25 protein-coding genes are annotated in these 19,413 nt (G+C 42.7%); 12 read left to right on the forward strand and 13 right to left on the reverse strand.

Going from position 1 to position 19,413, the window contains the following annotated elements:
- Nucleotides 1-176 precede the first annotated feature (176 nt).
- A complete protein-coding gene (locus tag DP116_RS14670) occupies nucleotides 177-542 on the forward strand; it encodes a sll0565 family protein (RefSeq protein WP_169155893.1) in 366 nt (121 codons plus the stop codon).
- Nucleotide 543: 1 nt separating this feature from the next.
- The gene (gene asnS / locus DP116_RS14675; RefSeq protein WP_169155894.1) at nucleotides 544-1,935 is read left to right on the forward strand and encodes an asparagine--tRNA ligase; all 1,392 of its coding nucleotides are present in this window, start codon (nucleotides 544-546) and stop codon (nucleotides 1,933-1,935) included.
- 114 nt (nucleotides 1,936-2,049) lie between these two features.
- Here asnS and DP116_RS14680 read toward each other — a convergent pair whose 3' ends face one another.
- Both DP116_RS14680 and DP116_RS14685 read right to left on the reverse strand, forming a co-directional pair.
- On the reverse strand, nucleotides 2,050-2,538 hold the full coding sequence (locus DP116_RS14680) for a GNAT family N-acetyltransferase (RefSeq protein ID WP_169155895.1): 489 nt from the start codon (nucleotides 2,536-2,538) through the stop codon (nucleotides 2,050-2,052).
- A 28-nt stretch (nucleotides 2,539-2,566) separates the two neighbouring features.
- Nucleotides 2,567-3,898, reverse strand: coding sequence for a Na+/H+ antiporter NhaC family protein (locus tag DP116_RS14685; protein WP_169155896.1), 1,332 nt, complete (start codon nucleotides 3,896-3,898; stop codon nucleotides 2,567-2,569).
- Between the two features lie 173 nt (nucleotides 3,899-4,071).
- Between DP116_RS14685 and DP116_RS14690 the strand changes: the two genes are divergently transcribed.
- Nucleotides 4,072-4,941 (forward strand): LysR family transcriptional regulator, encoded by an 870-nt coding sequence (locus tag DP116_RS14690; protein WP_246275632.1) that lies wholly within the window; start codon nucleotides 4,072-4,074, stop codon nucleotides 4,939-4,941.
- 219 nt (nucleotides 4,942-5,160) lie between these two features.
- Nucleotides 5,161-5,469: an NIL domain-containing protein gene (locus DP116_RS14695; protein ID WP_169155897.1), complete on the forward strand. Its 309-nt coding sequence runs from the start codon at nucleotides 5,161-5,163 to the stop codon at nucleotides 5,467-5,469.
- A gap of 456 nt (nucleotides 5,470-5,925) precedes the next feature.
- Here the strand turns inward: DP116_RS14695 and DP116_RS14700 are convergent, their stop codons facing one another.
- Together DP116_RS14700 and DP116_RS14705 are read right to left on the reverse strand one after the other, a co-directional pair.
- On the reverse strand, nucleotides 5,926-6,573 hold the full coding sequence (locus DP116_RS14700; protein ID WP_048868919.1) for a response regulator transcription factor: 648 nt from the start codon (nucleotides 6,571-6,573) through the stop codon (nucleotides 5,926-5,928).
- A 385-nt stretch (nucleotides 6,574-6,958) separates the two neighbouring features.
- Complete coding sequence (locus DP116_RS14705) at nucleotides 6,959-7,405, reverse strand: ferredoxin (protein ID WP_246275633.1); 447 nt, start codon at nucleotides 7,403-7,405, stop codon at nucleotides 6,959-6,961.
- Nucleotides 7,406-7,651: 246 nt separating this feature from the next.
- Between DP116_RS14705 and groES the strand changes: the two genes are divergently transcribed.
- Complete coding sequence (gene groES / locus DP116_RS14710) at nucleotides 7,652-7,963, forward strand: co-chaperone GroES (RefSeq protein WP_169155898.1); 312 nt, start codon at nucleotides 7,652-7,654, stop codon at nucleotides 7,961-7,963.
- 122 nt (nucleotides 7,964-8,085) lie between these two features.
- Entirely contained in the window at nucleotides 8,086-9,726 is a 1,641-nt protein-coding gene (gene groL / locus DP116_RS14715) for a chaperonin GroEL (RefSeq protein WP_169155899.1), read from the forward strand.
- A gap of 414 nt (nucleotides 9,727-10,140) precedes the next feature.
- Here the strand turns inward: groL and DP116_RS29970 are convergent, their stop codons facing one another.
- The 6 genes from DP116_RS29970 to DP116_RS14745 all read right to left on the reverse strand — a co-directional run bounded on the left by DP116_RS29970 (nucleotide 10,141) and on the right by DP116_RS14745 (nucleotide 12,408).
- Nucleotides 10,141-10,260 (reverse strand): photosystem II reaction center protein J, encoded by a 120-nt coding sequence (locus DP116_RS29970; RefSeq protein ID WP_048868922.1) that lies wholly within the window; start codon nucleotides 10,258-10,260, stop codon nucleotides 10,141-10,143.
- A 75-nt stretch (nucleotides 10,261-10,335) separates the two neighbouring features.
- Nucleotides 10,336-10,455 (reverse strand): photosystem II reaction center protein PsbL, encoded by a 120-nt coding sequence (psbL, locus tag DP116_RS14725; RefSeq protein WP_169155900.1) that lies wholly within the window; start codon nucleotides 10,453-10,455, stop codon nucleotides 10,336-10,338.
- A 9-nt stretch (nucleotides 10,456-10,464) separates the two neighbouring features.
- Nucleotides 10,465-10,602: a cytochrome b559 subunit beta gene (gene psbF, locus DP116_RS14730; RefSeq protein WP_048868923.1), complete on the reverse strand. Its 138-nt coding sequence runs from the start codon at nucleotides 10,600-10,602 to the stop codon at nucleotides 10,465-10,467.
- A gap of 9 nt (nucleotides 10,603-10,611) precedes the next feature.
- Nucleotides 10,612-10,863 carry a cytochrome b559 subunit alpha gene (gene psbE / locus DP116_RS14735; protein WP_169155901.1) on the reverse strand — a complete coding sequence of 84 codons (252 nt, stop codon included), beginning with the start codon at nucleotides 10,861-10,863 and terminating at the stop codon, nucleotides 10,612-10,614.
- Nucleotides 10,864-10,959: 96 nt separating this feature from the next.
- Nucleotides 10,960-11,982 (reverse strand): photosynthesis system II assembly factor Ycf48, encoded by a 1,023-nt coding sequence (locus DP116_RS14740; protein ID WP_169155902.1) that lies wholly within the window; start codon nucleotides 11,980-11,982, stop codon nucleotides 10,960-10,962.
- A gap of 90 nt (nucleotides 11,983-12,072) precedes the next feature.
- Nucleotides 12,073-12,408 (reverse strand): rubredoxin, encoded by a 336-nt coding sequence (locus DP116_RS14745; protein ID WP_169155903.1) that lies wholly within the window; start codon nucleotides 12,406-12,408, stop codon nucleotides 12,073-12,075.
- Between the two features lie 171 nt (nucleotides 12,409-12,579).
- On the opposite strand from DP116_RS14745, the gene DP116_RS14750 reads away from it, so the two are divergent.
- From DP116_RS14750 to DP116_RS14775, 6 genes are all read left to right on the forward strand, one after another.
- Nucleotides 12,580-12,822, forward strand: a complete 243-nt coding sequence (locus DP116_RS14750; RefSeq protein ID WP_169155904.1) for a hypothetical protein — start codon at nucleotides 12,580-12,582, stop codon at nucleotides 12,820-12,822.
- Complete coding sequence (gene ndhC / locus DP116_RS14755; protein WP_169155905.1) at nucleotides 12,809-13,171, forward strand: photosynthetic/respiratory NAD(P)H-quinone oxidoreductase subunit C; 363 nt, start codon at nucleotides 12,809-12,811, stop codon at nucleotides 13,169-13,171. Before DP116_RS14750 ends, ndhC begins: the two co-directional genes overlap by 14 nt.
- Nucleotides 13,162-13,920: an NADH dehydrogenase subunit K gene (locus DP116_RS14760; protein ID WP_169155906.1), complete on the forward strand. Its 759-nt coding sequence runs from the start codon at nucleotides 13,162-13,164 to the stop codon at nucleotides 13,918-13,920. The genes ndhC and DP116_RS14760 overlap by 10 nt, the downstream gene beginning before the upstream one ends.
- Nucleotides 13,913-14,461 (forward strand): NAD(P)H-quinone oxidoreductase subunit J, encoded by a 549-nt coding sequence (locus tag DP116_RS14765; protein ID WP_169155907.1) that lies wholly within the window; start codon nucleotides 13,913-13,915, stop codon nucleotides 14,459-14,461. The genes DP116_RS14760 and DP116_RS14765 overlap by 8 nt, the downstream gene beginning before the upstream one ends.
- Before the next feature lie 220 nt (nucleotides 14,462-14,681).
- Nucleotides 14,682-16,055: a DUF2252 domain-containing protein gene (locus tag DP116_RS14770; protein ID WP_169155908.1), complete on the forward strand. Its 1,374-nt coding sequence runs from the start codon at nucleotides 14,682-14,684 to the stop codon at nucleotides 16,053-16,055.
- 266 nt (nucleotides 16,056-16,321) lie between these two features.
- Nucleotides 16,322-17,143, forward strand: a complete 822-nt coding sequence (locus DP116_RS14775) for an Rpn family recombination-promoting nuclease/putative transposase (protein WP_169155909.1) — start codon at nucleotides 16,322-16,324, stop codon at nucleotides 17,141-17,143.
- A 128-nt stretch (nucleotides 17,144-17,271) separates the two neighbouring features.
- On the opposite strand, the gene DP116_RS14780 is transcribed toward DP116_RS14775, so the two are convergent.
- The 3 genes from DP116_RS14780 to DP116_RS14790 all read right to left on the reverse strand — a co-directional run bounded on the left by DP116_RS14780 (nucleotide 17,272) and on the right by DP116_RS14790 (nucleotide 19,277).
- Entirely contained in the window at nucleotides 17,272-17,517 is a 246-nt protein-coding gene (locus tag DP116_RS14780; RefSeq protein WP_169155910.1) for a hypothetical protein, read from the reverse strand.
- A gap of 186 nt (nucleotides 17,518-17,703) precedes the next feature.
- Entirely contained in the window at nucleotides 17,704-18,246 is a 543-nt protein-coding gene (locus DP116_RS14785; RefSeq protein WP_169155911.1) for a phosphate-starvation-inducible PsiE family protein, read from the reverse strand.
- An 86-nt stretch (nucleotides 18,247-18,332) separates the two neighbouring features.
- Complete coding sequence (locus DP116_RS14790) at nucleotides 18,333-19,277, reverse strand: tetratricopeptide repeat protein (protein WP_169155912.1); 945 nt, start codon at nucleotides 19,275-19,277, stop codon at nucleotides 18,333-18,335.
- Between the last annotated feature and the right edge of the window lie 136 nt (nucleotides 19,278-19,413).

Genomic DNA, 19,413 nt, shown 5'->3' on the forward strand with positions numbered 1-19,413 from the left:
GCGTTCGGGTCTCCCGACTTGAAGCGTCTGGCGTGGTTTCCCCCATGAGCGACTGCGTATGCGCAAAGCGCACGCCCAAAGGGCTAACGCGAAGCGTCTCCGTTCGGCACGGGGCCGTGCCCGAAGGGCTCAGGAGATACCCGGAGGGTGCAAGATCTGAGTCTACTAACTTGTACATGAAGCCGCCAAAACAATCATCTGGGCCACCATTTGGTAAAGAAAATCAAGATCCAGAATTTGAACAAGAACTTTTGAAAGTTGAGCGTGCGCTTGTTGCTTTAAAGGAACGCTACAATCAAGTGCAAGCAGACAAAGCTAGTCAAAAAGAATTACAACAACGTCTCGGACGATTGCGTCACAGTAAATTACCAAATGTAAAAGCCGAGTTAAAGCAAATTCAACAACAGTTGGAAGAACTTGAACTTAACTTAGAAAGTCAATTATTTTCCTGGGATAGCGTTAAAGAACCTTTTTGGCAAGCCGTCCGCTTTGGTGGTTTGGGCGTTATCATAGGCTGGTTATTAAAGTCTGTTGCTGGATAATATGAAAAATCGACGGATTGCAGAAATATTGCGAAGTGGTGAACCTGATGAGTTTGTAGTAGTTCAAGGCTGGGTTCGCACAAAACGAGAGTTAAAAGGATTTTCTTTTATAGAAGTAAATGATGGCTCATCCTTGGCGAGTTTGCAAGTGGTACTCAATGAGAATTTGCCAGACTATGATGATATTTTAAAAAAGCTCAATACTGGTGCTTCTGTGGAAGTCGCTGGAGTGCTGGTGGGATCACTTGGTAAAGGACAGCGGATCGAGTTGAAAACAGACAAGATAAAAGTCTTTGGAGAAGCTGATCCCGAAACATATCCGCTGCAAAAGAAACGCCATTCCTTTGAGTTTTTGCGAACTATTGGACATTTGCGATCGCGCACCAATTCCTTTGGTGCAGTTTTCCGAGTCAGAAACGCCTGCGCTACTGCTATTCATCAATTTTTCCAAGAACGCGGCTTTTTGTGGGTACACACTCCCGTTATCACCGCTAACGACTGCGAAGGTGCAGGTGAACTTTTCAGCGTCACCAGTTTGGATCTCAAAAATGTTCCTCGTACCCAAACCCAAGCCATAGATTATAGTAAAGACTTTTTTGGCAAACCAACATACTTAACAGTCAGCGGTCAACTCGAAGCCGAAGTTATGGCGATGGCGTTTACGAACGTCTATACTTTTGGTCCTACCTTCCGTGCAGAAAACTCTAACACCTCGCGCCACTTAGCAGAATTTTGGATGGTGGAACCAGAGATGGCTTTTTGTGATCTCAAGGAAGATATGAATTTAGCCGAGGCGTTTCTCAAACATATTTTCAAATATGTACTAGAAACTTGCCCAGAAGACATGGAATTTTTCAATCAGCGTATTGATAATACTGTATTGGCAACGGCGGACAACATTATTAATAATGAATTTGAGCGCATAACTTACACAGAAGCCATCAAACTATTAGAAAAAGCTGATGTTCAGTTTGAATATCCTGTTAACTGGGGTTTGGATTTACAGTCAGAACACGAACGCTATCTTTGCGAACAACTCTTCAAGAAGCCAGTTATCGTTACCAATTATCCAGCGCAAATCAAAGCCTTTTATATGCGCTTAGATGAGGATGAAAAAACCGTTTCTGCGATGGATATTCTTGCACCCAAAATTGGTGAAATTATCGGCGGTTCTCAAAGAGAAGAACGATTAGATGTCCTCGAACGTCGCATACTTGCTCAAGGAATGAAACCAGAAGACTTGTGGTGGTATCTCGATTTGCGCCGCTTTGGAACTGTCCCCCATGCTGGTTTTGGATTAGGTTTTGAACGACTTGTGCAATTTATGACGGGGATGGGAAATATCAGAGATGTGATCCCGTTTCCACGGACTCCGGAAAGTGCTGAGTTTTAACTGTATTTAAAAACCCGATTTATGATCGAATCGGGTTTTTTTAGTTGGGTATTACTAGTTGTGTTAATTTCGGCACCAGAACGTACGATTATTTTTGTCTGTAAAAATGCACTTCTACATACAGACGTGATGCATAATCGCCTCCCTATTGAAACGACATAATCTTACTCGTTGGATAATTTGTGCGCCCATTTTTTCGTAAAACTGTATTGCGGGATCATTATGAGTAGCAACTATCCAATCTATTCTTCCACCTCCTATTTTTTTGGTAATTTGACATAAATATTTTATCAACGCTTCACCAATTCCAAGTCTGCGATATTCAGCTTTGATATATAAATCATCTAGCCAGATTCCCGGTTGAGCAAGAAAGGTGGAGTAAATCTGGTGATATGTGGCAAATCCAATTGGATTTTCATCAATCTCAACTAACAAAACAAAAGCAAGTGGATTTTCACAAAATAAAGTGTCTTCTAGTTTCTTCGGTGTCGCCTCTACAAAATCAAGACAGCCATCAAACTCTGCCTTCAATCTAATGAGTTCCATAATAGTAGAAACATCACTGACGTTGGCGTCTCGAATTAAGAACTGTTGGTTGTGCATAACATCAATTATTTAGACATAAGTAAAGTTATTCAAACTCATCTTGCATTTTGGATTCTGTTAACTTAAATCGAACCCAATTCCAAACTGGAATTAGATATAAATAAACGGCATAGGGGATAAATCCAGAATCAGTCATTAATAGAGTTGCTGGTACTAATCCAGCAATATTCCAAGGAATGAGAGGTGATAGTACAACAGCAGTATTTTCAATATCAGTTGCTAATTGATAATTATCTAAGCGCTCTTGCTCATACTTTTCTTTTACAAGCTGGTGAGTCAGGAGAATTGCAAGCGTTTGAGTACAACCAAAAGCTGCTGATGCTAACCCAACTGTAGTGGTTCCGAAAAATAAACGACTTCTGGAAGAAGCTCTCTTGAGAATATTCTCCACACTTGCGAATGTCTTTGTTCCGACGATAATTCCTGATAGAGAAGTTGATAGAATGACGACTAGCGAAACTCTAAGCATCGAAAAGATGCCTCCTCCTGTCAGAACTTCACTCAAATCCATTCTTTGTTCTAAGTTGAAGCCAAGCCAAGCAAAATTTATCATTTTCAACAAAGAATAACCTTGGGAAAATATCCCTACAAAGAATCCAATTCCAAGACTAGCGAGTAATGTTAATTTCACTTCTACTTTGAAAAGACAAAGCACTATAACGGTAAAAGCCGGAAGTAACACGAGTGGGTTAATATTAAATAATTTCGGAATTTCGGAAATAAAATCACTATTTCTAATTTCAACAGGATTGCTGATTGAAAAGATTAAATAAATCAAGCTAGAAGCCATTAAAGGCAACCAAGCAGTTGATATCATAGCTCTTAGGTTTCTATGTAGCTTTGTTTTGGTAATACTAGCAACAAGATGCGCACTAGAAGACATAGGAGAACACCTATCTCCAAAATAGGCTCCTGCAATAATTGCTCCAGCAACTAAATGAGGGTTAATATCTCCTTCTTTTGCCATAATCATCAGGGCAACTCCTACAGTACTAACTGTGCCAAAGGAGGTGCCCAATAGTACAGAAATAAAACAGGAAAGGACAAAGGCTGAAAGAATAAAATATCGAGGATTTATGAATTGAGTTCCATAGTAAACTAAAGCCGGAATTGTTCCTGCTGCCATCCACACGGCTGTCACTGCTCCAATTAATAAGAGAATTTTGATGATTGGAAAAGCTTTTTGACTACTAGTAAAACCCATTTTTATTAAAGATTTTACGGCAAAGCCTTGGTAATAAAATGTAACAAGGAGTATAACCAGAGAAAGTAAAAGTGGATAGGCAACAAAGTAACCTTTGATAACGCTACACAGCAAGATAACAAAGCAAAAAACTAGAGGAAATAATGAATTCATCTTCTTGATAATTCCATTCTCTTTTCTCCAACACTAAACAGTTTAGTCATTCCGAAATTACAAAACAAAGTATTTCTTAGATACCTTGTATCGATAAAATCGATGGATGAAGGGTAAAGACTTTTGCATCTATCAAAATGTGGCTTTCCTGGATGAATGAAGTCAAAGACAGTATGCTAAAAATCTCTCAGTTGCGGGCTTTTGTGGCTGTTGCTGACCACGGTAACTTCAGCTTGGCTGCTTTAGAGTTGGGGTTATCTCAGTCAACAGTTAGTCATGCGATCGCCACACTTGAAGAAGAACTAGGAGTTATTCTCTTTTTTCGGGGTCGTCAGGGTGCAACTTTGACGCCAATTGGAGGGGAGGTGATTCAGGAGGCGCGTCAAGTTTTGCATTTATTAGAGGTGATTCAAGAAAAAGCCAACCTGGAAAAAGGATTACAGGCTGGACAGGTGCGGGTTGCTTGTGTTCGCAGCATTGCAACTCACGTGCTACCAGAGGTGATTGCTCGTTTTCGCGAGAAGTTTCCAAAGATTAGTGTGGTGATAACCGAATGTGATCGCTATGCAGAAGTAGAACAAGCACTGCGAGAAAATCACGCGGACGTTGGCTTCACGTTGTTACCGACGACAACAGAGTTTGACACACGGGAGTTATTCCGAGATGAGTTTGTTGCACTGCTACCTCCCAAGTCAATAGCTGCTGATGAGTCGCTGAGTTGGGAACAGTTAGCAGGGTATCCGATGATTGTGAATATCCGCAGTCCTCAGCACAACAAGACAGTCCAGACTCATTTTTTAAAATTTGGTCAAACTCTCAAGGTGGACTATGAAGTGAGGGAAGATTCGACGATTCTCAGTATGGTTAAGCAAGGATTGGGAGCAACTGTCATGGCTCGATTAGCAGCTGAACCTATACCAGAAATCATAGAAACGAGGAGTTTGCCAGTACCGCTAGAGAGAATTATCGGAGTTGCTATCCTTGGAGATGCTTTATTGCCGAGAGGTGTCTTTGCTTTTCTGGATGTTCTCAAAGTTGGTTGACGTATTTGGCATCACTGCTACACCCTAAACCAGATTGGAACAAGCAGCAATGATCCAAGACATTTTCATCCTTGGGCTAGTTTGCATAGCATGCCTAAGGCATAGCCACAAGCCTTTGAACCTACCGCCTTATAAAAAGTAGTGTCAAGATTTTTGTTGCGGGAGAAAAAATAGTTGTAACATAAAACCCGCATCTAAAAATTACAGGGGAAAGCTATTATGGCCATTCCAAATCAACAGGGTAAATCTACTATCGATTTTCGAGACAACCGACGCACCACAACTCGCGTTACAGTTCATATTCCCAAGGAGTTGCATAAACAACCAGTTATTTCACGCCTCATATCTTATTGCGGCATCACAGTCAATATTGCAGCAGCCCAACTGAATGGTCATATGCCGCAACCAGGTAACTTTGATTTAGAGCTACGAGGAACAGTTTTCCAGATTGCTAGTGCCTTAACCTATCTTAATGAACTGAATTTAGAAATTTGCCACCCATTTCTTACTGAAGAAGAAGGTTGGTAAGTTGAGTTTCTAGCAATAAGCAACGAGTGCTGGGCTAGGTAGCTACTCAGCACTCGTCAATACCAATCGTCGCCCTTATAGAAGCGCTCTTAGCGCGTCTATAAGTCGCTTAACTATGCGCGGCAGTCGCCTACAGAGATTGATACGCCACTTGAACTAAAGGGGGAGGGGAACCCCCAATCCCAACGCCAGTTACCACCCTTACGGAAAGCAGTTGCGGGTCTACAACGAAGGAAACTTCCGTAGGCGGAAACTTTCTCCGTGGAAACATTGAAGCTCACCGTTGTTTACGGATCTCCGTAGATCGAGCAGTACTGTAAGGCTTAGGAGATAGCAAGTGTCGGTGGCGTTTACAACACTGTACTAGACATCTCCCGAAATTAATTATGCGTTACGTGAAACTCTTGTAGAGACTGTACTGTACGGTCTCTACATTGTTTTGCAACAGAGGTCTACTTACGCCATTTGATTTTCAATTGCCCACCGCGCTAGTTCAGTGCGATTGTGGAGATTGGTTTTGCCCAACATATTGGACACATGGCTTTCTACCGTGCGTTGGCTGACATTTAATTCTTCAGCTATTTCGCGGTTAGCTAAGCCCCTAGCCACAAATTGCACAACTTTGAGTTCTGTTGGGGTTAACTGCACATCAAAGGGAACTTGGATGCGGGAACCGTTTTCTCCTCCTTTTGCTTGGTGTTCTTTCCAGCGAATGGTCTGCTTCAGAGAAGATTCTACTTGTGCTACCAATTCTTCTGGTTCAAAAGGCTTAACCATGTACACATCAGCACCTTTATTCAGACCTTTTACTCGGTCTGCGCTTTGTCCCTTAGCTGAAAGGAATAGAACGGGAATCCAACTGGTGCGTTCGGTCTGCCGGACTTGTTCTACAAAAGTATAACCGTCCATTTCTGGCATCATCACATCGCAAATGATCATGTCTGGAATATCCTGCTCTAAAATGTCCAGCGCTTCTCGACCATTTTCGGCGGTGCTGACATCATAACCCCGGAATTCCAAATAATCCTTCACCAGCAAGATGAGGTTAGGGTCATCATCAATAAGTAGAAGTCGTTTGTGATCTTTCATGCTGGGTTCTTTCATAGCAGTGGCACTTATCGCGCTTGATCCATCAAGGTCTTGAATCAATATCCTCTCTGGTGGATTAAGGAGGTGTTGTGCTTTTTCCTACTTAACTTGCGTTTGCTTTATAAAGTCCTAAAAGTGGGTCTCACTCTCAAGAAATTCTCTACAAACAGCAAAAGTCCAGTAAGGATACGTAGAGCAGTAGTATTTATAATGCGTTATTATATATCGCTTTGAAAGCTGCGGGTTAAAAAACACTGATTAAATAATAATTATTCAGGTTAACAAGTAAGTGTTGGACTCAAGATGCTCCCAAATTACAATTAACCCACACTTTCATTTGTTTACTACTGTGCCATATCCTTAGTTGGATGTTAAGCTTCTATAAGTTGTTCACGACAACCTAGGGAACTTTTTGGCAAAGGATGGGAAAACACAATGCATATTCTTCTACCACCTTGTTGCCTAAGAAGTGTTCTTGTATAATCCGCTCAATGGTTTCCGGGATTGTTGGGCGATACCGCACAGCATCCGGGTAATCCTTTATTATCAGTCTAGAACAGCAAACTGGCAAGCAATTGATTTTATTTCCAAAGATGCAACTGGAATTGCCATCTTGCCTTTTGTAAAGACTTAGCTGTTTGAGTCGTTTTTTTAAGCTTTCCCAAAATGGTAAACGAGCTTGTTCACACAAGCAGTTAGAAACTGTTTGGACAACACAAATAAAAATGTCCCTCGGAATGTTCGACAGTTCTAAAGCTTCTATAGAAATACTTAGGGCTTTATTCGCTGGTGTAAGCGTGGTTTTTCGTAGCGTATGGTAGGACTGGATCACTGTAGTGTTACTCAAATGGCGGCTCCCTGATAACTGTTCTATATCAATTTCCCAGCTTTGCAAACAAAGTTGCCCATATATCCATATTCGTCATTTACCGAGTAAAACCTGAAAGCTGAGAAAAGTAGAGTATATGTACTTACGTGGGTTTGGGCAAGCAAAGTTCGGGAACCCGTACAAGAGAAAATGTTGCCATTGCACTTTGCCTTTAGGTACATTAGCACTCAGGAGTTGAGAGTGCTAACAAGGTGAGAATTTGGTATGGCAGCTGTATCTTTAAGCGTTTCTACAGTTAAACCTCTGGGTGATCGCGTATTCGTCAAAGTGAACGCGGCTGAAGAAAAGACCGCTGGCGGTCTGTATTTGCCCGACAACGCAAAAGAAAAGCCCCAAGTCGGCGAAGTTGTTGCCGTGGGTGAAGGCAAGATCAAAGATGATGGTGCTCGTCAAGCGTTGGACGTGAAGGTCGGAGATAAAGTTCTCTACTCCAAATACGCTGGTACCGACATTAAACTTGGAACTGACGAATACGTCCTGCTCTCTGAAAAAGACATTCTGGCAGTCGTTTCATAGTCTTTTAGTCATTTGTCATCAGTCATTTGTCATGAGTTGTTGGCAAAGGACAAAAAACAAATAGCATTCTTTGTAGTTTTCTGCTGGTAGTTTTTTTTCTACTAAACATTCTTTGGACAATTATGGCAAAGCGCATCATTTACAACGAAAACGCACGTCGTGCCCTTGAAAGAGGCATGGATATTTTGGCTGAGGCTGTCGCTGTTACCCTCGGTCCCAAAGGTCGTAACGTAGTCCTAGAGAAAAAGTTTGGCGCACCACAAATCATCAATGACGGTGTGACCATTGCTAAAGAAATTGAATTGGAAGACCACGTAGAAAATACTGGCGTTGCTCTCATCCGTCAAGCGGCTTCCAAGACAAACGATGCTGCTGGTGATGGCACCACAACTGCGACTGTTTTGGCTCATGCAGTAGTCAAAGAAGGCTTACGCAACGTCGCAGCTGGCGCAAATGCTATTTCGCTAAAACGTGGTATTGATAAGGCTACCAACTTCTTGGTAGACAAAATCAAAGAACACGCTCGTCCCGTAGAAGATTCCAAAGCAATTGCCCAAGTTGGTTCAATCTCTGCTGGTAACGACGAAGAAGTCGGTCAGATGATTGCCGAAGCAATGGATAAGGTGGGTAAAGAAGGTGTGATTTCCTTGGAAGAAGGAAAGTCCATGACCACCGAATTGGAAATCACCGAAGGGATGCGCTTTGACAAAGGCTACATTTCTCCCTACTTTGCGACCGATCCCGAGCGGATGGAAGCTATTTTCGATGAGCCTTTCATCCTGCTAACCGATAAGAAAATCGCCTTAGTACAAGACCTCGTACCCGTTTTAGAGCAAGTTGCTCGTGCTGGTCGTCCTTTGGTGATTATCGCCGAAGATATCGAGAAAGAAGCTTTGGCGACTTTGGTTGTCAACCGCTTGCGTGGTGTGCTGAACGTGGCTGCTGTGAAGGCTCCTGGGTTTGGCGATCGCCGCAAATCCATGCTAGAAGACATCGGTATCCTCACTGGTGGTCAAGTTGTTACCGAAGATGCTGGTTTGAAGCTGGACACCACCAAGCTAGATTCCTTGGGTAAGGCTCGCCGCATCACTATCACCAAAGACAGCACGACCATTGTTGCTGAAGGTAACGAAGCTGGTGTCAAGGCTCGGATTGATCAAATTCGCCGTCAAATCGAAGAAACCGAATCTTCTTACGACAAAGAAAAGCTGCAAGAGCGTCTTGCTAAGCTCGCTGGTGGTGTCGCCGTCGTTAAGGTAGGCGCTGCGACAGAAACCGAAATGAAGGACAAGAAGCTGCGTTTAGAAGACGCTATCAACGCTACCAAAGCTGCTGTGGAAGAAGGTATCGTTCCTGGTGGTGGTACAACACTGGCTCACCTCTCTCCTGCACTGGAAGAATGGGCAAACAGCAACCTCAAAGCTGAAGAGTTGACTGGTGCGTTGATTGTAGCTCGCGCTTTGGCTGCTCCTCTCAAGAGAATTGCTGAAAACGCTGGTCAGAACGGTGCTGTTATTGCTGAGCGTGTGAAGGAAAAAGACTTCAACATTGGCTACGATGCTGCTAAGAACGAGTTCGTTGATCTGTTTGAAGCTGGTATCGTTGATCCTGCCAAAGTCACTCGTTCTGCTCTGCAAAACGCTGCATCCATTGCTGGTATGGTGTTAACCACTGAATGCATTGTGGTTGACAAGCCTGAGCCAAAGGATAACGCTCCTGCTGGTGCTGGCGCTGGTATGGGCGGCGGCGACTTCGATTACTAACATTCTTTTGACATCCCCCCAGCTTGCGCGCTGCATGGGGGATTTCCAGAATCACTACACAGGTTTTCTGGTTCTACTAAAAACCTCACCGAAAGATGAGGGTAAAGTAATGCGTGTGAATGCAATTTAAATATTGTTACAAAAATTAACCGCCTATCTTGTTCAGATGGGCGGCTTTTTTGTGCTGATGATTCGTCACCTGCTATACTTCCGTTCCATACCCTAACGGGTGAGTGTAGGCTTCCAGCAAATTTTCTTTTTTTAGAACTTCCTTCAAGGTACTCGTTTTGTTTCTCTCTAAGGTGTTTTATGGTAAGGAACATACCCTGCCTTACTAATCTTTACAAAAAGAAAGACATATTTACTTGCGTTGAATATTTCACACACAAGAGGCAGGGACGGGGTCTTACAAGATCACGTTGGAGCACCAAGTCCGGCGTAGGATCCATAAAAGAAAATACCTACAACGGTGATGACGCCTAAACCTGCGATTGTCGCAACAATCCACAGAGGAATTCTGCCACTTCCAGACACTGCTTTCTCTCCTTTCTTTGCTAAAAAAATTAATGACAAAAGTTAAAAAACATGACTCAATAGCCGTCATTCCAATTAGTTAAAGAAGTAACTGGAAAACAAAATACCAAGAACAAAAACCAGTAACAGTCCCAGGTAAAGGGAAGTTCGGTTGAGTTCAACTGGCTGATTATTAGAATTGGGGGTTCTTTCCATGGTTTTCTCCTAACGTTGTATGAATTGCATTGCAGCGATCGCGCCTAAAAAGAAGATAGTTGGCACAGCTAGAGTGTGAACTGCTAGCCATCTGACTGTAAAAATTGGATACGTAACTGGTTGATTGACGTTATTTCCGCTAGTCATGATTTCAAACTACTTTGTGTTACTAAACTGTTCTACTTGTTGTTTTGCATCAAAACGGTTATTCACAATTGGCAATTCTTGCCGTGCTGATGGGTAGTACTCATTAGGGCGAGGTGTACCAAACGCATCGTATGCCAAGCCAGTGCTGACAAATAACCAACCCGCAATAAACAGTGCAGGAATGGTGATGCTGTGGATCACCCAGTAACGAACGCTCGTAATAATGTCCGAAAATGGACGCTCTCCAGTAGTTCCCGACATTTATATCCCTACCTTCACAAAAATTGTTATTGAGATCATTATCCTACAAAGTTAAGAAAGAGTTACACCTCGTAACTTCTTTCTCAGAAATCAATTTCAAGCAGCCTCTGATTTGGTAGCAGCGGCAATATTAGGATTATATTTGAGTAAAACACCGCGATCGCCAATCACGAATCCCTTTTCCTGGTTAAGAAAAACAATTTTGTAAAAATTAGCGGGAACTTGTTCAACATCACGGTCTTTTTCCCAGGTTTTTCCACCATCAGAACTGCGCAGCAAATTACCGCTACCACCACTGATCCAAACTTCATCTGGTGTGCGATAAGCCAGATCTAGTAAACCCCAACTAGTAGCAAGCTCTGGATTTTGAGCTGACTGCCATTGCTCTGGGTTAGCTGGGTCGGTAAACTGTACTTGGCCACCTCGTGCTAACATCCATACTTGACCATTTTCAGCAAATCCCATATTCTCTACCCGTCGGGAACTATTCCGGTTGTGGGGTACCCAAGCGTTTAACCCTGGTTCCCAAGTTGAGTAGAAATTACCTTTTGCAGAAACAGCCACATATTTGCCATCAGGAGAACGTTCGATGTTGCGAACCACACCAACAGCTTGTTCTACCTGTGCTTTCCAATTTTGACCGCCATCTGTGGTTCTGTATATCGCTCCTACATCCGTCGCGATCTCAAGAGTGTTTTGTCCCAGTGCGACAATACTAACAGGATTACCTGGTAGGTTTTCACTCAGTTGAATGCGGGACCAAGAACGACCTTCATCAGTGGTGTGTAACAACAAAGCTGGTTCTCCAGCTATCCATCCCTCTTTACCTGCAAAACTGACCGTATTAAAACGGTACCTTTGGTCATCTAATTCTAATTGTAGAGGTTGCCAAGTCGCGCCACCGTCTTTTGTTTCCAAAAGAGTAGCATTGCTACCTACTAGGAAACCATGCTGGGGGTTATCTGTAAAAGCAATATCCAGTAGTTTTGCATTTGTTGGGACAGCAACCACTTCCCAAGGATTGTAGCTAGTCGAAACGACATTACTACAACCAACACACATAAGTATAACCACGAACAAAGCGAGTATTCGTTGGCAAAATTTTACAATTGGAAGCATCTGTTATCTGTTTGTTTTTTTTTGTGAATTTGTGAATTTGTGTATGGTTTTGTGTTATTAGGGTATTACTTACCCCGTAAAGAGCGTGTTTTACCGTAAGCCATAAAGACTTAGAAAAAACAAAAAGGCAAGAGCCAAAGCTCCGAAAATCAGAAGATTTTTCTGCCCTGGTGTGAGAGTATTCACACCGAAACCAAATTTCAGATTTTCGTCAAAGCCAGATGCTTTGCCTACAGGACCAATGTTTGTAAAAGCGCTCTTTTTTGCACTGCAAACTGGACAGCGCCAAGTGACTGGTATTTCCGCAAAGGGTGTCCCTGGGGCGATGTCATGCTTGTCGTCCCCCTTCTCGGGTTCGTAAACGTAACCGCAAGAACGGCACTCGTAGCGGTCTAGCGCAATTGTTTCAACAGCTTGTTCGCTCATGGCTCTTGGCCTCGGTGAGAAGCAAATATTAAATATACGTTAAAAATTATGACATTAAGTGTTAGGTTTTTCTATGTTGACCAAAAACGAATCAAATCATCTACAACTCTGTTTGTTGAGATTCAAGAAAGTCAAAAAGATATAATGTAAAAGAAGTTTACACTTCACCGGATGCCTATCGCTTGCCCCTTGAGCGATCTGCCGCTATCTGGAGCACGAAGCGATCGCCCACTCAGCGCAGCTTCTTCAAAAGAAGGCACGGCATCCGGTGAAGTGAACGCCCAAGGGTTCGCCCAAGGGGAGAACCCAAGCCCAGAGCTAGTTGCCGTGAGAGCGAGAAACCCTTTCCCAGCACTGGTCTGGTCAAAGTTATTAGCACCAAAAGCGGTAAAAAGTCATTGTGTTTGTCCTTAGCGGTTACGAGTATCTTCTTGGCTTCTTAATTATCTGTAGCCTAGTGCCTGCCTTGGCTCTGTCAGCGTCCAAGCTCCTGCGACCCAGCGGTCGCAACCCAGAACGGCGCACCACATATGAATCCGGCATGGAACCCATTGGTGGAGCTTGGATTCAATTCAACATTCGCTACTACATGTTCGCGCTGGTCTTCGTCATCTTTGATGTTGAGACTGTATTTTTGTATCCTTGGGCGGTTGCTTTCCACCGTCTTGGGCTATTGGCATTTATTGAAGCGCTAATTTTTATTGCAATTCTTGTCGTTGCCCTAGCGTACGCATGGCGTAAAGGAGCTTTGGAATGGTCTTAGATACTAACATAGAACAGCAAAAAGAACAGCAAAAAGAACAGCAAAAAGAGCGCATTCTCAACCCAATGTCGCGGACTACAGTAACCCAAGATTTGTCAGAAAACGTTATCCTGACGACGGTTGATGACCTCTACAACTGGGTGCGGCTTTCTAGCCTTTGGCCGATGCTGTTTGGTACCGCTTGCTGCTTTATTGAATTTGCAGCTTTGATTGGTTCCCGATTTGACTTTGACCGCTTTGGTTTGATTCCCCGTTCTAGCCCTCGTCAAGCTGACTTAATTATTACTGCAGGCACAATTACCATGAAGATGGCACCTCAGCTTGTGCGTCTTTATGAGCAAATGCCAGAACCCAAGTACGTGATTGCTATGGGTGCTTGCACGATTACTGGCGGTATGTTCAGCGTGGATTCTCCTTCGGCTGTACGCGGTGTCGATAAATTGATTCCAGTGGACGTTTACTTACCCGGTTGTCCCCCACGTCCAGAAGCAATTATTGACGCAATAATCAAGCTGCGCAAGAAGATAGCAAATGATTCGATGCAGGAACGCGATCGAATTAAGCAAACCCACCGCTATTACAGCACAACTCACAACCTCAAACCCGCAGAGCAAATCCACACAGGTAAATATTTGCGGACTGAATCTCGCTTCGCACCACCGAAGGAGTTGACTGAGGCGATCGGTTTACCCGTCCCACCTGCTCTTTTGACTCAAAAGGTACAACAGGAGGAAACTAAGCGTGGCTGAAGAATCAAAAGAAGAATCGAAAGAAGAATCGAAACCAGCACCAGCAGAGGAAAAGTCACTAGTCAAAGCGGGCGCAGTTTCCCAATGGTTAACAGAAAATGGCTTTGACCATGAGTCTCTGGAAGCTGATCATAGCGGTGTAGAGATTCTCAAAGTCGAGGCAGATTTTCTGCTTCCACTTTGCACTGCATTGTATGCTTACGGGTTTAATTCTCTCCAGTGTCAAGCTGGGATTGATTTGGGACCAGGACAGCAGTTGGTTAGTGTGTATCACTTGATTAAAATCAGTGATAATGCTGACCGTCCTGAGGAAGTGCGTCTTAAAGTCTTCCTTCCACGGGAAAATCCCAGAGTTCCCTCAGTTTACTGGATTTGGAAGACAGCAGACTGGCAAGAACGTGAGTCCTACGATATGTTCGGCATTGTCTACGAAGGACACCCAGATCTGAAGCGGATTTTGATGCCAGAAGATTGGGTAGGTTGGCCCTTACGTAAGGATTACGTGTCGCCTGACTTCTATGAGTTGCAGGACGCTTATTAAAGCGAAGTGCGTTTTCATTCTTAGCCCCTCTTGGCGATTTGTCGTCGAAGAGGGGTTTGTTTTTTGTTTCGCAACAGAGGCGAGTCAGCGCTATGCAGAAGGGCAAGGAACAGTTTCTGTTTAATTTTTCATAGACATGGACAATCTTTAAGTTGTCACAGATGTTACACAATACAATAATTCATGTAACCTAAATTTCTTTACAGCTTAATCGACTACCATGCTAAAACCAGTGCATGCAATCTTAATTGCTTTGACCTTGACTTTGAGCTTGACATCTGCACTCCAAGCTGCAAACCCCCGTCAAAGTTGGGTAGAGAATGAAATTTACCAATATAACCATCAGTTTGCTAGCCAGTTGCCTCAAGAACTGGCAACAAAAATGCAAAAAATGAAGGCTAGTCCTTTTGCTTTTTATCGAGGAACGGCTCATATATTCTACCGGGATATGCAAACCTTAGCAAGTTCTGGATTTGTCAATTCCTCTACGTCAGCCATCTGGTTAGAGGGAGACATGCACATGCAGAATCTTGGGGGGATGAGGGATAGCAATGGTAACAACGTTTTTGACACCACCGACTTTGACGAAGGCTATCTTGGTCCTTATGTTTGGGACTTACGACGCATGGCAGTCTCAATTCTTCTGGCAGCTAAAGAGAACGGTTTAAGTTCCAGCGATGCCCAGGATATAGTCCGGAATTTTTTAGATGCCTACCTGAACAAAATGAGCGACTTTAAGGGGACTAACGATGAATTATCCTACCGTCTAGAATCTAGCAATACTAGCGGTGTGGTCAAAGACTTAATTCAACAAGCAGCAAGCAAAAGCCGCTCTAATTTTTTAAATAAGTACACGCAAATTAATACCAGTGGCAATCGAGTTTTTCAGACAACCTCTGAACTCCAGCCTGTATCTAGCAGCACTTATTCAGCGATAAATACTGGTATGATTGGTTACATTGCTTCAATTCCTAGCAGTAAGCGCTATAACAATAATTACTATATCCTCAAGGACATTCGCCTCAAATTAGGTTCAGGTACTGGCAGTCTCGGCAAGTATCGCTATTTCTTGCTCATTGAAGGTTCGAGTTTAGCAAGCGATGACGATCAGATTCTAGAAATGAAACAGGAAACTAGTAGCGCAGTTGCAATCGCAGCCCCTAATCTTTTACCAAGTTCGGTTTATGGAAATCATGAGGGACAAAGGGTCACAACAGCAACTAAAGCAATGCTTTCCAACACAGACCCCTTAGTTGGTTATACCACGGTTAGCGGTATAACCTTCATGTTGCATGAAAAATCTCCCTATCAAGAAGACTTTGACTATACGTTGCTAACCACCAAGTCAAAATTTTTGGATGCAATGGCGTATGCGGGAAAGGTCGTTGCTAAGAACCATGCAATCTCTGATAAAGATTATGATACTTCAATTGTTCCTTATAGCGTTGACAAAGAAGTAACGGACGTTGTCAGCGGTAACAAGGCTGCATTCAAAAATGAAATTGTCAACTTCGCCCTAGACTACGCCACTCAGGTTGAATATGATTACGCAAGTTTTGTAGACGCTTACAATCGAAATATTCCGCTTTATTAGAAATAATCAGTTGGAGATAGCTACAACTTTCTTGGGATTAAGCAATCGCAATAAGCAAAAGTGTGAAGGTTTGGTAGATGCCAAAGCAGTTATTACTGAAGTCTAGACTACGGCAAGAAGTTACCAATTGTCCTAACGGTGAAAAAAGACTACATATTTTGCAGGCTCTATCTGTAGCCAGCTTTTAGAGAATTGCTATAATTTCAGTTACTTTGGGTTTCCTTGCATCGCTTTTAGTCTAAACTTCACTAATACAGTTTAATAACGTGCGGACTGACAAAATATTCTACAGTTTATTTCAAGCTTTTCCCAGCATATTTTTTGACATCATTGGCGACACAACCATCAATCCCAATACTTATGAATTCGTTTCCGTTGAACTCAAAGAAACTGCCTTTCGGATTGATGGTGTCTTTGTCCCAGCAACTGAAACCACAAAACAGCCAGTTTATTTTGTCGAAGTTCAGTTTCAACTAGACTCAAATTTTTATAGACGCTTTTTTGCAGAAATCTTTCTGTACCTGCGTCAAAATACATCCGTCAATTTTTGGCGTGCAGTTGTTATCTATCCCAACCAAAATTTCGATCCAGACGATCAACAGCCATATCAGTTGTTGCTAGAGAGTCCACAAGTCCAGCGCATTTATTTAGATGAATTAGGTACAGCAGCAGAAAACTCACTTCAACTTGCGGTTGTGCAGTTAATTATAGAACGGGAAGAGACAGCTGTTGAGCGAGGTAGAGAATTAATTTTGCGGGCAAGACAACAACTGGCAGATGAAACCATCAGACAGCAAATTGTAGAATTAATAGAAACCATCCTGTTGTACAAGTTTACTCAATTAAGCCGAGAGGAGTTGGCAGCAATGTTGGGCATAGATGACGAATTCAAAAAAACAAGGATGTATCAATCCATTAAGGACGAAGCTTTAGAAGAAGGTAGGCAGGAAGGCTTACAAGAAGGTAAGCTGCAAGCGAAGTTAGAAGCAGTCCCCCGATTGTTCGCATTGGGGTTGAGTGTGGAACAAGTAGCAAGGGCTTTGGATTTGACGTTAGATCAGGTGCAACAAGTTATTCAAAGTCCCTAGATCTACATCAATCGTGCGTTAGCTAGCGCTAACACAACGCCAGGTACTACAACGGGGGGGAACCCCCGCACCGTACTGGCTCCCCTACACTGCTACACTGCTTCACGGCTTAGCGCGAAATTTAAGGTTTACATCTTACCTTTCTGCATGACTTCCTGAAGGTGATGACGAATTTCCTGTGCGTGCTGGATATCAGACTGGCGTAATTTCTCGAACAGTTCTACACAAGGCTGAGAACCTGCTTGCTGTGCATCGTTGATGTAAGTTTCATAAGCTTTGATTGCTTCAGCTTTGTTGTGCAACACGGTGAGGAAATCATATTCCAAGTTGCTTACGGGATTTTGAGTTTGAGCGTTTCCTGCAGTTTGAACCATAAATTTACCCTCCTTTGGGTTTCTTATTTACTTCTACTCACCCGAAAAGAGGTATTCATCTTCCTAAAAGAGTATGCGACGATACGTAATTAGTAGCAAAGCAGTAACCCAAGAGGTTGCATTTTTTTAAAAATTCTCAGTTATCACTCTTTACTGATAACTGATAACTGATAACTGTTCACTGATTCAAACAATATCCTTGTAGTGCCGTGGATACTTGAGTTCACGCTCTTTTTCCTGTTGTTCGTTCTCAATCTGTTTAACAGGGGAAGAATGAGTGTCGTCGGCACTCATATAATCCATATGTGGTGTTTTGGCACACACAAATAATAGTCCACCCAGAACGACTAATAAGCCGCAAATTGATGCAGTCTGAACCCCGGAAATTTCCAGCGCACCATGAACAACCACTTCTCGCAATACGGAAACAATTGCTACTTCCACTGCTACCCCAACAGCAATACTATGCTCCTCTAAATACACCATAAGCAGTCGAAATAACTCGACCAAAATTAAGATGAATAGTATTTTGGCAGTGACGTGTTTAAAATCTACGGGTATTTCAAGGGTGGTAAAGAAAACCCATAGCTGCATCACCATAATAGCGAACAAACCCAAACACAGAACAATGACAATTAAGTCTTGGAAAGCCTCCATGTTACGGACAATCCAATGCCGATCTAGCCAGCGTTCGGAGAATAAGAATTGACTCTTGAGGCGCTTTTTCATGAGGATTTCCGTTACTATCAAGACAACTTCATTGCACACCAGCCATTTGGGCTTATAATTTCATTGTCTCGTAATTAAGCCACTATTTAGCGAGGTGGATAATTTTGATTTGATAATTGTTGCCATAGATTCTCTGCATTTTTAGCCCACTGGAAATTCTTCTGAGCTTTGTATAAATCTCTGGCATATTGCAACACTTCTGCTGCTTGTGGATATTGCTTTAACTGTATAAACACTAACCCGGCGCTATAATATGCATTGGCATTATTTGTATTAGCTTCTGCTGATTTTCTAAAAGCTTCTAATGCATCTTTTAACTTTTTTTGGTTAAATAAAATGGCACCGAGATTGTAATAAGCTTCGGAATATTTTGGATTGATTTTAACTGCTTTGCGAAATGCATCTTTTGCTTTATCGGCTTTGCCCTGTTGTAAATAACAGATGCCCATATGATAAGCAGGTTCTGGTGCGTTTTGGCTCAGTTCTATTGCTTTTTTATAGGATGCGATCGCTCTATCACAATCTCGTTGTTGCTCGCGCAGCAACCCTAAGTTATAGTAAGCCACTCCCAGTTTAGGATCAAGTTGTATTGCTCGTTGCAAATAATCGTTCGCTTGCTGCCAATTGCTTCCTTCCAAAAGCGAGCCACCGAGATTAGCATATGCCAGAGCAAACTGGGGATCAGATTGTGTCGCTTTGTAAAAAGCATCAGCAGCAGGTTGTAATTGTCCTGCTTGTCGCAGTGCTAGTCCTAAATTGTAGTGAGCTGCAGCTAAATTGCGATCGAGTTCTGTGGCTTTACGAAATAAAGCTATAGCATCTTCTACTCTCCCCACCTGAATGGCTTCTAATCCTTGTGTCAAGTAATCTTGAGCGCTGCTATCAATGTATTGCGCGAGTTTGAGAAGGTGAGGAGATAAAGGAACAGCTGGAGGTGGAAAAGCTGAGGATGATGGCGAAAGAAGGCTTTGAACCACTAATATCAAACCCACTAAAGCAGGAAGGCGATATTGACAAAGTTGGACTCGCATTGTTTTCTGGTATTGGAACACTTTAGGTTACGTTTACTTTACAAATTTTATTTAACATATAAACAGATTCATATAAGTTTAATTTTATATAGCAAGTTTTGTAATAGTTAAATTTTCTTCAGTTAAATATTACGAG

It is taken from the genome of Brasilonema bromeliae SPC951 (assembly GCF_012912135.1).
GTDB lineage: Bacteria > Cyanobacteriota > Cyanobacteriia > Cyanobacteriales > Nostocaceae > Brasilonema > Brasilonema bromeliae.

Coding starts and splice junctions, on each gene's coding strand:
- DP116_RS14670 (WP_169155893.1), top strand. CDS start 177: ATGAAGCCGCCAAAACAATCATCTGGGCCACCATTTGGTAAAGAAAAT.
- asnS (WP_169155894.1), top strand. CDS start 544: ATGAAAAATCGACGGATTGCAGAAATATTGCGAAGTGGTGAACCTGAT.
- DP116_RS14680 (WP_169155895.1), bottom strand. CDS start 2,538: ATGCACAACCAACAGTTCTTAATTCGAGACGCCAACGTCAGTGATGTT.
- DP116_RS14685 (WP_169155896.1), bottom strand. CDS start 3,898: ATGAATTCATTATTTCCTCTAGTTTTTTGCTTTGTTATCTTGCTGTGT.
- DP116_RS14690 (WP_246275632.1), top strand. CDS start 4,072: ATGCTAAAAATCTCTCAGTTGCGGGCTTTTGTGGCTGTTGCTGACCAC.
- DP116_RS14695 (WP_169155897.1), top strand. CDS start 5,161: ATGGCCATTCCAAATCAACAGGGTAAATCTACTATCGATTTTCGAGAC.
- DP116_RS14700 (WP_048868919.1), bottom strand. CDS start 6,573: ATGAAAGAACCCAGCATGAAAGATCACAAACGACTTCTACTTATTGAT.
- groES (WP_169155898.1), top strand. CDS start 7,652: ATGGCAGCTGTATCTTTAAGCGTTTCTACAGTTAAACCTCTGGGTGAT.
- groL (WP_169155899.1), top strand. CDS start 8,086: ATGGCAAAGCGCATCATTTACAACGAAAACGCACGTCGTGCCCTTGAA.
- psbL (WP_169155900.1), bottom strand. CDS start 10,455: ATGGAAAGAACCCCCAATTCTAATAATCAGCCAGTTGAACTCAACCGA.
- psbF (WP_048868923.1), bottom strand. CDS start 10,602: ATGACTAGCGGAAATAACGTCAATCAACCAGTTACGTATCCAATTTTT.
- psbE (WP_169155901.1), bottom strand. CDS start 10,863: ATGTCGGGAACTACTGGAGAGCGTCCATTTTCGGACATTATTACGAGC.
- DP116_RS14740 (WP_169155902.1), bottom strand. CDS start 11,982: ATGCTTCCAATTGTAAAATTTTGCCAACGAATACTCGCTTTGTTCGTG.
- DP116_RS14745 (WP_169155903.1), bottom strand. CDS start 12,408: ATGAGCGAACAAGCTGTTGAAACAATTGCGCTAGACCGCTACGAGTGC.
- DP116_RS14750 (WP_169155904.1), top strand. CDS start 12,580: ATGCCTATCGCTTGCCCCTTGAGCGATCTGCCGCTATCTGGAGCACGA.
- DP116_RS14760 (WP_169155906.1), top strand. CDS start 13,162: ATGGTCTTAGATACTAACATAGAACAGCAAAAAGAACAGCAAAAAGAA.
- DP116_RS14770 (WP_169155908.1), top strand. CDS start 14,682: ATGCTAAAACCAGTGCATGCAATCTTAATTGCTTTGACCTTGACTTTG.
- DP116_RS14780 (WP_169155910.1), bottom strand. CDS start 17,517: ATGGTTCAAACTGCAGGAAACGCTCAAACTCAAAATCCCGTAAGCAAC.
- DP116_RS14785 (WP_169155911.1), bottom strand. CDS start 18,246: ATGAAAAAGCGCCTCAAGAGTCAATTCTTATTCTCCGAACGCTGGCTA.
- DP116_RS14790 (WP_169155912.1), bottom strand. CDS start 19,277: ATGCGAGTCCAACTTTGTCAATATCGCCTTCCTGCTTTAGTGGGTTTG.